General features: G+C 46.6%; 10 protein-coding genes. All 10 read left to right on the plus strand.

The window, feature by feature from the left end:
* The first annotated feature begins 563 nt into the window (after positions 1-563).
* The 10 genes from GJS45_RS22840 to GJS45_RS22880 all read left to right on the plus strand — a co-directional run bounded on the left by GJS45_RS22840 (position 564) and on the right by GJS45_RS22880 (position 13711).
* Positions 564-1337: a polysaccharide biosynthesis/export family protein gene (locus GJS45_RS22840; RefSeq protein WP_394366612.1), complete on the plus strand. Its 774-nt coding sequence runs from the start codon at positions 564-566 to the stop codon at positions 1335-1337.
* A gap of 774 nt (positions 1338-2111) precedes the next feature.
* Entirely contained in the window at positions 2112-2396 is a 285-nt protein-coding gene (locus tag GJS45_RS23875; RefSeq protein WP_235954929.1) for an AAA family ATPase, read from the plus strand.
* Positions 2389-2763 (plus strand): ATP-binding protein, encoded by a 375-nt coding sequence (locus GJS45_RS23880; RefSeq protein ID WP_235954930.1) that lies wholly within the window; start codon positions 2389-2391, stop codon positions 2761-2763. The genes GJS45_RS23875 and GJS45_RS23880 overlap by 8 nt, the downstream gene beginning before the upstream one ends.
* An 879-nt stretch (positions 2764-3642) precedes the next feature.
* The gene (locus GJS45_RS22850) at positions 3643-4953 is read left to right on the plus strand and encodes a nucleotide sugar dehydrogenase (RefSeq protein WP_162344213.1); all 1311 of its coding nucleotides are present in this window, start codon (positions 3643-3645) and stop codon (positions 4951-4953) included.
* Between the two features lie 731 nt (positions 4954-5684).
* Positions 5685-8114, plus strand: a complete 2430-nt coding sequence (locus GJS45_RS22855) for a GumC family protein (protein WP_162344214.1) — start codon at positions 5685-5687, stop codon at positions 8112-8114.
* 610 nt (positions 8115-8724) lie between these two features.
* Positions 8725-9693, plus strand: a complete 969-nt coding sequence (locus GJS45_RS22860; protein ID WP_162344215.1) for an FAD-binding oxidoreductase — start codon at positions 8725-8727, stop codon at positions 9691-9693.
* Between the two features lie 6 nt (positions 9694-9699).
* The gene (gene rfbF, locus GJS45_RS22865; protein WP_162344216.1) at positions 9700-10473 is read left to right on the plus strand and encodes a glucose-1-phosphate cytidylyltransferase; all 774 of its coding nucleotides are present in this window, start codon (positions 9700-9702) and stop codon (positions 10471-10473) included.
* Positions 10464-11525: a CDP-glucose 4,6-dehydratase gene (gene rfbG, locus GJS45_RS22870; RefSeq protein ID WP_162344230.1), complete on the plus strand. Its 1062-nt coding sequence runs from the start codon at positions 10464-10466 to the stop codon at positions 11523-11525. Before rfbF ends, rfbG begins: the two co-directional genes overlap by 10 nt.
* 9 nt (positions 11526-11534) lie before the next feature.
* Positions 11535-12851, plus strand: a complete 1317-nt coding sequence (rfbH, locus tag GJS45_RS22875; protein WP_162344217.1) for a lipopolysaccharide biosynthesis protein RfbH — start codon at positions 11535-11537, stop codon at positions 12849-12851.
* Positions 12851-13711, plus strand: coding sequence for an NAD-dependent epimerase/dehydratase family protein (locus tag GJS45_RS22880; RefSeq protein WP_162344218.1), 861 nt, complete (start codon positions 12851-12853; stop codon positions 13709-13711). Before rfbH ends, GJS45_RS22880 begins: the two co-directional genes overlap by 1 nt.
* Positions 13712-13724: the final 13 nt, after the last annotated feature.

Consider the following 13724-nt stretch of genomic DNA (forward strand, 5'->3'; position numbering starts at 1 on the left):
CTTTAAGTTACGAATCTTAGCTTATGCTTCACTTTTCAAACATAATACCTCTGTGACAAAAAATAGAGAATCGTAATCCGAGGCTTTAGACGCAAAGCACACGAAGGATGCACAAAGGACACAAAGGTTTTGGGAATAGAGTTAGAGGGACTGAGGGTTAATGGTTTCATGATTCGATGGTGGGATGATTTGATTTCTTAGGTACAATTGTTTAACCCTTAACCACCACGATTGAACCCAAAACCAGCTCCAAATGCAAAAAAGCCAGACCCCAAAGTCCAGCCGATAACGAGCCAGTTAACCCTTAACCACCGCTTAGGCGACTAATAGCCATCCCATATCCGTGGTGAAATAAAAAATCAATAGTTTTCATTCAAATTTCACAAAACACCCTACCAACCAAAGATTTAAAATATATATTTTCACCGAAGAGCTGAAAAAAGGTGCCTTCTGTTTTTTTGCTGCCCTGCTTTTAAATATATTTGAGCCCAATTGCGAAGTTTCCTTATTCCCTATAAATGAAAATCTTTAAATTTCTACTTTTTGCCACCTCGGTGGTATCAATGACAGCCTCTTGTATTTCCAACGAACGCATCATCTACCTGCAGGAAACCGATGAGGAAATACCGCTCTATACCGAAAGCGAACTGGTGCCCAACATGACCGAAGACTATTACCTGCAGTACAACGACGTGGTGGATATCAATGTCAAAACCACCTCCGAAGAACTGAATGAAATTTTTGGCATCGCCAGTGGAGATCAACGGATGCAGATGAATATGGCCCAAGGGGCCCAAAACGGGGGCGATATCTTTTTTATCAACGGTTACACCCTGGACGAAAACGGCAATGTGGAAATCCCCCTGCTCGGAGAGATCGAATTGCTGGGCCTGACCACCAAACAAGCGCAATCCCTGATCGAAGAAAAACTCAAAGCCTATGTAAACGAAGAAGATTTCTTCGTCCGTGTCCGCCTCGGTGGCGTGCGCTTTTCTGCGCTGGGAGAATTTAACCGGAATGGCAATTTCACCATCCTGCAAAATCGCATCAGCATCTTTCAGGCCATCGCCCATGCCGGCGACATGACCACCACTGCCAAGCGTAACGAGGTGGTCCTGATCCGCCAATACCCCGAAGGAACCAAATCCTTCCGCGTCAACCTGAACGACCAACGAATCGTCGAATCTGAATTTTACTTTATCCGGCCCAATGACATGCTATACGCCGAACCCATGAAGGTACGGGAACTCGGTACCGGTGTCAACTTCGTACAGACCTTTCAGCTGGCAGTAACCACCTTGTCTGCCGTGCTGCTGGTACTGAACGCCATTAATTAGAAAGCAAAAAAGACCCGTGAATTAATTGCGAAAAGGGTTGCCGTTTCCAAAAGCAATTCATTTTTTTGTCTTCGATTTCCAAGCCTTCCGGTGGGTTCCAAAGAGATTTATGGGACTCAGGAGGCGAAGCTGTGCCCAGAGGGGTGCTGAGCGGGCAGGGTAGTAGCGAAGGGATGTTTTGCTGAAATTGGGATTTGCTGCTGAATTTAGGTAAGGTAATCGGCTTGGGGTATGGACAGGTTTTTTCAGACTACCAAGTCGAACGTAAATGAATCCCCCTTAATAAGGGGGCAAGGGGGATTTACTTACGAAACTATCAATAAATCAGTGACTCGGAAAGTTTTTCTGGCAGGGAAGCTGTTTAGGAGTAGAGACGTGGTGGTAAATATGGTTCGAATCGGTCTGAGTAGTTGAGGCGAAGTGATTTGCAGTTGAGCTTATTTGTTGTAGAGACGTGGTTGTTAAGGGTTAATATGGCTCGGGAGGCGGTGAGTAGCTCAGACGATGTTTCTGGCAGTTGAACAAGATAAAAGTTGAACCGTGGTGGTTAAGAGTTAAACGATAGTAAAACCAAAAATCCAAGGGATTTTTGCACAACCGCTTAACCCCTAACACTTCTAAGATGCTGCAGCAAAACACCCCAGCCGGACAACATTCCATTACCACCACAACAACCAGAAACAAGCCCCTTACCCCACCGATTCTGTCATTTTATTTAAATTATATTTATAACTTTACTAAAAATTAGAAAAAGTTATAAATGTATATATAGAAATGGAGCTTAAGCTTCCGCCACATATTCATGTCCGAGCGCATTATCTCAACAAGCTACGGCCGTTTATCGGGAAAAATATCATCAAGGTCCTGACCGGGCAACGCAGGGTGGGTAAAAGCTATTTGCTTTTCCAGATCATTCAATTAGTACAAAAGGAAATGCCAGATGCATCCATCCTTTATATCAATAAAGAAGATTTGGCTTTTTCCTTTATCAATTCCGCAGAAAACTTAAGCGATTACGTACTCACACATAAGTCAAAATCTAGCAAAACGATTGTTTGAAATAGGGGAGAAATATTATTTTGAAAACCTGGGGATCCGAAACGGACTTTGGGGATACCGCTTGGAAGACAGGGGCAAGATAATGGAAAATGCCGTGTACAATCACCTGGTGTTCAGAGGTTACAAAGTCCGGGTAGGCGTTTTGGGAAACAATGAAGTAGACTTTGTGGCTGAAAAAGAGGGCGAGAAAGTGTACTTTCAGGTAGCGTTGACCATCAATGATTCCAATACCATGGAACGCGAATTTGGGAATTTAAAAAAGATCGCAGACAACTATCCGAAGAAGGTCATCACCATGGATCCCTTTTCGGGAAATACCCATGAAGGCATTCATGCCATTGATCTTCGTAGTTTTCTACTATCGTGAAATGGTTAGTAGGGGGGCTTACGTAATTATCAAAAAGTCAGTTTATTCTAAATTGAAAGTGCACGAAAAAATCCCCCTTGCCCCCTTTAAAGGGGGATTTGGTTCAATTTGGCTTTGCTGTTTGATTTTAGGAAATGTGATCGGGCTGACTAAACGAACCGTTAAAAACGTATACGTCAATCCAAACGAAACCAATTCCCCCTTACCAAGGGGGTTAGGGGGATTTCATTACGTAACTATCAAAAAATCAGTTTATTCTAAATTAGAAGTGCACGAAAAAATCCCCCTTGCCCCCTTTAAAAAGGGGGATTTGCTGAAATTGGGATTTGCTGCTGAATTTAGGTAACGTAATCGGCTTGGGGTATGGACAGGTTTTTTCAGACTACCAAGTCGAACGTAAATGAATCCCCCTTAATAAGGGGGCAAGGGGGATTTCCTTAAGACCCGATAACCTTTGAGGTCTTCGAGACCTCAAAGGTTTGTTCCATATACGTTCAATGAAAGAGTTTTTGGCTTGGGCGAACTCCGAAACGGTATGCATCCTCGAAAAAGACCTTCGGAGTTGGGAAAACCCCAAAGGTCTGCATACGCGATCACCTTTGAGGTCTTCGAGACCTCGAAGGTTTGTTTCATATACGTTCAATGAAAGAGTTTTTGGCTTGGGCGAACTCCGAAACGCTATGCATCCTCGAAAAAGACCTTCGGGGTTGGGAAAACCCCAAAGGTCTGCATACCCGATAACCTTTGAGGTCTTCGAGACCTCGAAGGTTTGCTTCAAACCCTGAAATACTGTTAACCTAACATACACTGATAAACCCAAAACACTTATATTTGCACTTTATTTTACGTTTTTTTCATTCAAATAAAACTATTTAATCGATGACTGCTCCATTAACACCTTTTTCTGATGTAAAAATTGCCGTAATCGGCCTGGGCTATGTAGGATTGCCCCTGGCCGTGGAATTTGCCAAAAAATTTCCCGTCATCGGATTCGATATCTCGGAAAAAAGAGTCAACGAACTCAATGCCGGTAAAGACTTTACCCTGGAAGTAGCCGACGAAGACCTCAAAAAGGTACTTTCCAACAACCCCCAACCGGGGCAAAAAGGACTGTTCAATACCTGCGATGCAGCCCAACTGGCCGATTGCCAGGTTTTTGTGGTCACCGTGCCCACTCCCACCGACCGGCACAACCGGCCCGTACTCACGCCCATGCTCAAGGCTTCCGAAACCATCGGCAAGTACCTCAAAAAAGGCGACGTGGTCATCTATGAATCCACCGTCTATCCCGGGGTAACGGAAGAAGAATGCGTGCCCGTACTGGAAAAAGTAAGCGGCCTCCGCTATAACGAAGACTTTTACGCCGGCTATTCCCCCGAACGCATCAACCCGGGAGACAAGGAACATACCGTCGCCAAAATATTGAAAGTGACCTCCGGTTCCACGCCGGAGGTGGCCGAATACGTGGACCGCCTGTACCTGGAAGTGATCACCGCCGGCACCCATAAGGCCAGCAGCATCAAGGTGGCCGAAGCCGCCAAGGTGATCGAAAACTCCCAGCGGGACATCAACATCGCCTTTGTCAACGAACTCTCCAAAATATTTAACCTGCTGCAGATCGATACCCAGGAGGTATTGGCCGCTGCGGGTACCAAGTGGAACTTCCTGCCCTTCAAACCCGGCCTGGTAGGAGGCCATTGCATTAGTGTGGATCCCTTTTACCTGGCACAGAAAGCCCAGGAAGTAGGCTACCATCCGGAGATCATCCTGGCCGGTCGCCGGCTAAACGACTCCATGGGCAAGCACGTGGCCACGGAGGTGATCAAGCACATGATGCGCAAAGACCTGAAAGTAATCGATTCCAAGGTGCTGATTTTGGGCTTTACCTTTAAGGAAGACTGCCCCGACGTGCGCAACACCCGCGTGATCGACATTTACCAGGAGCTGCGCACCTTCGACATGGACGTAGACGTGTACGATCCCTGGGCCAATAAGGAAGAAGTATCCCACGAATACGGGCTGGAAATCATCGACGGAGAGGAGTGCCCGGATATCGCCGATTACTCCGCCATCATCCTGGCCGTTGCCCACCAAAAATTCAAATCCCTCCCCATCCAAAAAAGCAAAGACCTGGTCGTCTTCGACGTAAAGGCAGTTTTGGATAAGGAGAAGGTGGATGCGAGGCTATAGCGCTTGAAAAAATTCAGTGGTATATCGTACACAATTCCCCCTTACCAAGGGGGTTAGGGGGATTTACTTACGTAATCATCATAAATTCCGTTTATTATAAATTGAAAATGCCCGAAAAAAATCCCCCTTACCCCCTTTAAAAAAGGGGGATTTGCTGCAACTGGGCTTTGCTGCTGAATTTATGTAAAGTAATTGGGCAGGGAACTGCAAGGCTTTTGATTTCCGATCAATCAAACGCACACGACTCCCCCTTACCAAGGGGGTTAGGGGGATTTACTTACGTAATCATCATAACTTTCGTATTATTTTGAACTTGAAAATGCACGGAAAAATCCCCTCCCGACTTTGGTCGGGACAGGCTTTGCCCCCTTTAAAGGGGGATTTGCTGAAATTGGGCTATGCTGCTAAATTTTGGAAAATGTAATCGGGCAGGGAACTGCAAGGCTTTTGATTTCCGATCAATCAAACGCACACGACTCCCCCTTACCAAGGGGGTTAGGGGGATTTACTTACGTAACCATCATAACTTCCGTATTATTCTGAACTTGAAAATGCACGGAAAAATCCCCTCCCGACTTTGGTCGGAACAGGCTTTGCCCCTTAAAAGGGGGATTTGATTGCGATTAGTTTACTATCCTGAGAAAAGCTTCCTCATACAGTTAACCAAAAAAGACCAGTTAAACAATTAAACCTTTTCAAAACAACACTAACGATATAATTTCAGCCCAAGAATGAATCAACCCGACCCGCAACGGCCGCCGGTGGCAGTGCCGGAAGAAGACCTGATCGATGTCAAGGACCTGCTCTTGCAAGTCTGGCGCATCCGGTTCTATATACTGCTTTCCCTGGTCATCACCCTTTCCCTGGCTTACCTGATCATCCGCTTTTCCGTGCCGGTGTACCAGGTGTCTTCCAAGTTTTTTGTCAAGGAAAAGGAAAGCTCCCTTTCCGGGATTTTTGAAACCACCGGACTGGGCATGATGGGAGGGGACGAAATGGTGCTGGGCAACCAGATGATCATCCTCAAATCCCGCCCCATCGCCGAAGCCGCCCTGGACCGACTCGATTTTGACGTGGAGTATTATCAGGAAGAGGTCTTTGTGCAAAAGGAACTGTACCAGAAAACCCCCATTGCCGTGGAGGTGGACTGGACGCATCCCCAGCTTGCCAACGGCCTGATCCGCATCCGCTGGTCCGACCGGCAGACCTTTACCCTGAGCTATGAGGATACTGAGTTTAACCAGATCTTTCCGGATAGCGATTCCCGGGAGTCGCTGGAAGATCCCGCTTCTCCTTCCCAGACCTTTCGCTTTGGGGACTGGGTGGAGCTGCCCATGAACCGCTTCCGCGTGGGGCTGACGGGAGCCGATAGCGAGGGCGAACTGCTGATCCGCCTGCGCGACCGTTACGGGCTGGTCAACCAGTACACGGGCGAGAACCTACAGATCTCCCCCATGGACAAGCAATCCACCATTTTGGAACTCATACTAAAGACAGCGACGCCTTCCAAGGGCCAGGATTACCTGAATACGCTGCAGGCCGTGTACCTGGAAAACGAACTGCAGGAAAAAAACACCATGGCCACCAACACCATCGACTTTATCGATGCCCAGCTGGTAGTGCTCTCCGATTCCCTGATGTACATCGAAGATCGTCTGGAGAGCTTCCGCTCCAATAACGCCACCTACGATATCAGCTCGGAAGGATCGGCCATATTCGACCAACTCAAAGAACTGGAAACCGAGCTGGCCCAGGAGAAGTTTAAAAGGCAGTATTTCCAACAACTTCGCCGCTACCTGCAGCGGGAGGATTATAACCAGATTGTGGTGCCCTCCGGCCTGGGCATCGAAGACCCCATTCTGAACACCCTGATCGAAAACTTGCTGGAGCTCCAGGCCGAAAAGTCCATGCATGCCTCCCGGCTGACGGAGATTTCGCCGCCAGTCCGGGAGGTCAACCGGAAGATCAGTGATATGAATCAGTCCATTCTGGAACTGCTCCAAAATGTGGACCAGAACGCCCAACTGCTGATCACCGACCTGGAAGAGCGCATCGCCCGGATCGAACGGACCTTTGGCAGCCTGCCGCAGACCGAGCAGAACCTGATTCGCATTCAGCGGGAGTTTTCCCTAAACGAAGAGCTTTATACCTTTCTGCAGGAAAAACGGGCCGAGTCCGCCATTACCCGGGCCTCCAATACCCCCAGCAATAAAATTGTCGAAACGGCACTGGTAAATCGCAACCCGATCAGTCCTAAAAAGGCCCTGACCTTCCTGATTGCCTTGATTCTGGGAGGGGCGATACCCGTGGGCTTCAGCCTGCTGCGTAACTATTTCAATACCAAAATCAAAGACGGCAAGGAACTGGAAAGGAGATCCAACCTCACGCTGCTGAGCAGCATCAATCAGAGTGAAGAAAAGGGCAACCTGGTGGTGCTTAACCATCCCCGCTCCGGGGTTACGGAGGCTTTCCGCTCCCTGCGGGCCAACCTGAATTTTATTCTGCCCCGGGACCAACCTTCCGTGATCATGATCACTTCCAGCATTTCCGGAGAGGGAAAGACCTTTAGCAGCATCAACCTGGCCTCGGTCTATGCCCTGAGCGGCAAAAAGACCTTATTGATCGGCTGCGATCTGCGCAAGCCGCGAATCTTTGACGATTTTAGGCTTAAAAACAAAAACGGATTATCCACCTACCTCAGCGGGCAGGAAACGGAGCTAACTGCCGTGATTCAGGCTACCGACTACGAGCACCTGGATGTGATCGCCTCCGGTCCCATACCGCCCAATCCCGCCGAGCTGCTGATCACCGATCGCTTCCGGGAGCTGCTGCTAGAGATGCGGGAGTGCTACGATACCATTATCCTGGACACCCCGCCGGTAGGCCTGGTCTCCGAATCCCTGGACTTGCTCCAACTGGCCGATGTTTGCCTCTTTGTGGTCCGCTACAATTACAGTCAGAAGCAGTTTATCGAGCATATCAATACTCTAAAGAAGCAACAAATCCTCAACAAGGCCTACCTGATCTTTAACGGGGTGGAGAAAAAAGCCCACCGCTACGGCTATGGCTACGGCTATGGCTATGGTTACGGCTACTATGCCGAAGATCAGGAAGAGAAGAAGTCGTGGAAGAATTGGCTCGGGAAGGGCAGAGGAGTATAGATGGGCTGATTTGCAGGGAAGCTGGTTAGGAGTGGAGAGGTGGTGGTTAATATGGTTCGAAACGGGCTGAGTAGTTGGGATGGATCGATTTGCAGTTGAGCTTATTTGTAGTGGAATCGTGGAGGTTAAGGGTTAAAGTGGCTCGTTATGGGCAGAGGAGTATTTAGGGGCTGTTTTGCAGTTGAGCTGGATAGAAGTAGAACCGTGGTTGTTAAGGGTTAATATGGCTCGGGAGGTTGTGAGTAGCTCAGAGGATGTTTCTGGCAGTTGAACTAGATAGAAATGGAATCGTGGTTGTTAAGGGTTAAACAGTTGTAATCCCAAAAATCCAACGGATTTTTGCACAACCGCTTAACCCTTAACACTTCTAGGATGCTGCAAAACTACACCGCAGCCGGACAACACCCCGCTATCACGACAACAACCAAAAACAAGCCCCTTAACCCTTAACAAAGCTAGGGAGCTGCTGAACAACAGCTCTGCCGGAAAACATCCCGTTACCACAATAACAACCCAAAACAAGGCTCTTAACCCTTAACAAATCTCCGATCCAGCCTAACTACCAGCAGGTAGTAAAAAACCAAATAAAAACAGTACCAACAAGAAATACATGCATAAAATCACCTTACTTGATGGTAAATCATTTCTTTGCAAAGAATCTGAGTCTATTGTAGAAGGGGCAAGGAGGAACGATTTGTATCTGGATCATTCCTGCCTTTCCGGGAGATGTTCCTCCTGTAAAGTTAGAGTTATAAAGGGAGAGACAATTACGGATTCGGATGAGTTACCGCTGTCCGTTATAGAGAAAAGAGAAAATTATATACTCTCATGCATCCGCAAACCGCTGTCCGATCTTTACCTGGAAGCAGAGGATTTGAGTCAATACGGGTTTGCTAGTCCGATTACCATTCCCGCCAAAATTAATTCCATTACTCCATTAACGGAAGATATCGTTGAAATAGGATTGCGACTGCCTCCCAATCAAACCCCTCAATTTCTTGAAGGTCAATACCTGAATGTCCTTTGGAACGGCATCAAAAGAAGTTATTCCATTGCAAGTGCCTCGACCGAAAAGGAAATCAAACTCATCGTTAAGAATTATCCCAACGGCCAAATGAGTGGGTATTGGTTTTCTCAGGCCAAGGTAAACGACTTGCTACGAATCGAAATTGCAAACGGTACCTTTTTTCTGCGAAACCACACGGAAATGGAGTCATTGGTTTTCCTGGCCACAGGTACCGGGATAGCACCCATTCAAGCCATTTTAAAAAGCCCTCAAAATCAGGACCGTTTAAAAAAATTCCGGAAGGTCATTCTGCTTTGGGGAATGAAGTATCGATCCGAGCTTTTTTGGAATCCAAATCAGGAGAATATAACCTTTGTACCGGTGTTGTCCCGGGAAGGAAAAACCAAAGCGTACGTGCAGGACAAGATGGAAGAATTGGAACTGGATTGGACTTCGACGGTCGTATATGCCTGCGGCTCCGATGACATGATTCAGCAGGCAGAAACGAAAGCAACAGATCTGGGCTTATATAACACTAATTTTTATTCGGACGCATTTGTTCCATCAAATTAATACCTTATGAAAGCAGTAATTTTAGCAGGAGGCTTAGGCACCCGTCTGAGTGAAGAAACCGCCTTAAAACCAAAACCCATGGTCGAAATAGGAGGAAAGCCTATTTTATGGCATATTTTAAAATTGTATTCGGCGCATGGAGTCAATGATTTTGTGATATGTTGTGGGTATAAGGGATATGTGATCAAAGAATACTTTGCCAATTACTTTTTGCATCAATCCGATGTGACGTTTGACATGTCAAGCAATACCATGGAGGTTCATGAAAAAAGAGTGGAACCCTGGAAGATAACCCTGGTGGATACGGGGGACCTAACCATGACCGGAGGCAGGCTGAAAAGGGTGTATGAGTATATCAAAGATGAAAAAGCTTTCTGTTTTACTTATGGAGATGGGGTAGGAGATGTAGATATTAGTGCCTCTCTAAAATTTCATCAAAATCACGGGAAGCTTGCTACCATGACATCCACCTATCCGCCCGGGCGATTCGGGGCTATTGATATACAGGGGGATCAAATCAGAAGTTTTAAGGAAAAACCGAAAGGAGATGGAGCCATGATCAATGGCGGATTCTTTGTGCTTTCTCCGGAAGTAGTTAGCCGGGTTCCGGACGATGCCTCGGTATGGGAACAGGAGCCTCTGATGTCATTGGCAAAGGATGGGCAATTGATGGCCTTCCGACACGAAGGGTACTGGCAGCCCATGGACACGCTTCGCGATAAAACAAAACTTCAGGAATTGTGGGAATCGGAAAAAGCACCCTGGAAAATATGGGAATAAGAAAAGTAGATCCAGATTTTTGGAAGGGAAAACGAGTGTTCCTTACCGGGCATACCGGCTTTAAAGGAAGTTGGCTGAGCCTCTGGCTAACTTCCATGGGTGCCGCAGTAAAGGGTTTTGCCTTAGAACCAGATACCGACCCCGCATTATTTCAGGTGGCCAAAGTCGCCTCCCTTTTGGAAAGTGAATATGGGGATATTCGAAATTTGGAGGGAATTACTAAATCCATGAGGGCATTTAATCCGGATATCATGATCCATATGGCAGCACAACCCTTGGTGAGGTTATCTTATGCGCAGCCGGTAGAAACCTACGCCACCAATGTGATGGGTACGGTTCACGTATTGGAAGCAGCCAAATCCTGTCCCAACCTTCAGGCAATCGTATCGGTTACTACTGATAAAGTCTATGATAATAAGGAATGGGTTTGGGGGTATCGGGAAGATGAACCGATGGGGGGATACGATCCCTACAGTTCTAGTAAGGGTTGTGCTGAATTAGTTACCTCTGCCTATAGAAGGTCTTTTTTTTCCCACCCGGACACACCTGCTTTGGCTTCTGCCAGGGCGGGAAATGTGATTGGGGGAGGGGATTGGTCGGGAGATCGTTTGATTCCGGATGCGATCAAAGCCTTTGAAAAAAGAGAAGCAGTGGTGATCCGAAATCCATTGGCCACCCGGCCCTGGCAGCACGTACTGGAGCCATTGAGTGGCTACCTGATTTTGGCCGAGAGTCTGTTTACGGAAGGGAATAAATATGCAGAGGCCTGGAATTTTGGTCCGGAAGATAAAGACTGTAAGTCGGTACAATGGATTTTGGATGAGATGGTTTCTATTTGGGAAGGAGCTGCTTCCTGGAAGCTCGATGAAAATCCCCAACCCCATGAAGCCCGGTTTTTAAAATTGGATTGCTCCAAAGCCAAGACCGGTCTTAACTGGTATCCCAAGTGGGAAATCGAAAAAGTACTAAAGAAAATTTTGGATTGGCATGATCGGTTTCGAAATGGATCCGATATGCAAGTCCATTGTTTAAATGAAATTAACACCTATTGACGAAAAGAAATGGAAGTAGCCTTGAATATTAAAACGCAAATACTCGAGCTGGTAGAAAAATATGCCGAAGAGAAATATGCTCCTCAGCAGTTTGTACCGGGACAGTCCGTCATACCTCCTTCCGGTAAGGTGCTGGGAAAAGAGGAATTGATAAATATGGTGGAGGCCTCGTTGGATGGATGGTTGACCACCGGGAGGTTTAATGCGGCTTTTGAACAAAAGTTAGCCGCATTTTTGGGCGTGAAATTTGCCCTGTCTGTCAACAGTGGATCCTCCGCTAATTTGGTGGCATTCAGTACGCTAACCTCTCCCAAGCTGGGCGATCGAGCCATTCAAAAAGGAGATGAGGTGATTTCCGTTGCTGCGGGATTTCCTACTACCGTCAATCCCGTGGTTCAATTTGGAGCCGTTCCGGTTTTTGTGGATGTGGATTTGGCCACGCATAATATCAATGCGGACCTGATTGAGGCAGCGATTTCCCCAAAAACCAAGGCCATTATGCTGGCCCATACCCTGGGAAATCCCTTCAATTTGGATAAGGTGACCGAAATCTGCAAAAAGTACAAGCTCTGGCTGGTGGAAGATACCTGTGACGCCCTGGGGGCGACCTTCAAAGGGCAAAAAGTGGGAACCTTTGGGGATATCGGTACGCTTAGCTTTTATCCTGCCCATCACATTACCATGGGAGAGGGAGGAGCGGTTTTTACCAATAATGCAGAACTCAAGGTCATCGCAGAATCCTTCCGGGACTGGGGAAGGGATTGCTACTGTGCGCCCGGAAAAGACAATACCTGTGGCTGTCGCTTTGCACAGCAGCATGGAGAACTACCCTTTGGGTATGACCATAAGTATGTGTATTCGCATGCCGGCTATAACCTGAAAATCACGGATATGCAGGCGGCTTGCGGGCTGGCGCAATTGGACAAGGTGGAAGGATTTATCCAAAAACGAAGAGAAAACTTTAGCTACCTACGGAATCGACTTGCGTCGCTAAGCGATTTTATTCACCTACCGGAGCCGACGCCAAATTCTGAACCTTCCTGGTTTGGATTTCCGATGACCCTAAAAGATGGCTGTGGTACCGAACGGGTGCAATTAACGCAATACCTGGACCAACATAAAATCGGTACGCGCTTGCTGTTTGCTGGCAATCTTATTCGCCAACCCTATTTTAAAGGGGTACCTCATCGAGTGGTCGGTAGCCTGGAAAATACGGATAAAACCATGCGAGATACGTTTTGGATTGGTCTTTACCCTGCATTGGGAGAAGAGCACTTTGAATTTGTTGCGGATAAGTTGGAGGAGTTTTTTGGTTTGAATTTTTGATGGCGGGTAAGACCATTTTATTAACCGGAGCTACCGGGTTTCTGGGTAGTCATTTATTGAAGTTTTGGATTGATAAGGGACATCGATTAGTAGTTTTGAAGCGATCTACTTCTTCTACGCAACAATTGGAAGGGTATTTGGATCGATGCAGTTGGTACAACGTGGATCAACCAAATTGGGAAAGGGTTTTTGATGCACAAAAGATCAATACCATCGTTCATGTAGCTGCATCCTATGGAAGAAATGGAGAAGACTTGAGCGATATTATGGAATCCAATACGTTATTTCCGCTAAGGTTATTGGAATTGGCTATTCAAAACGATGTAAAGCATTTTATCAATACCGCCTCCTCACTTCCCAGGAATATCAATGCCTATGCCCTTTCAAAAGCCCAGTTCCAGGATTGGCTGCTTCATAAGAAAAAGGAAATTCATAGCGTCAATGTAGAATTGGAATATTTTTATGGTCCAGGGGATGCGGATTGGAAGTTTATCAGTATGGTGATCAAAAAATTGCTTAATAAGGAATCTTCGATTGATTTTACCCAAGGACTGCAAAAAAGGGATTTTATATATATTGACGATGTGGTTTCCGCTTTTGATGTAATATTAAACAGGATCGAAGATCTTGACAGTGTAAGTATTATTCCTGTTGGATCCGGAAAAAGCTATTCCTTGCGTTCAGTTGTGGAAATGTGCAAACAAATTCTGAATAATTCAACCACGACCTTAAACTTTGGAGCCATTCCGGATCGTAAAGGTGAAGTAAATGAACTGGTGGCCGATACTTCATTAATAGAGAGCTTAGGATGGCTATGTGAACATTCTCTGGAAAGAGGTTTAAATAAATTTATAAAATAGAATTTAAAATTAG

Origin of the sequence: Cyclobacterium salsum (assembly GCF_010119245.1) — a bacterium.
In the GTDB taxonomy this organism is placed as follows: domain Bacteria; phylum Bacteroidota; class Bacteroidia; order Cytophagales; family Cyclobacteriaceae; genus Cyclobacterium; species Cyclobacterium salsum.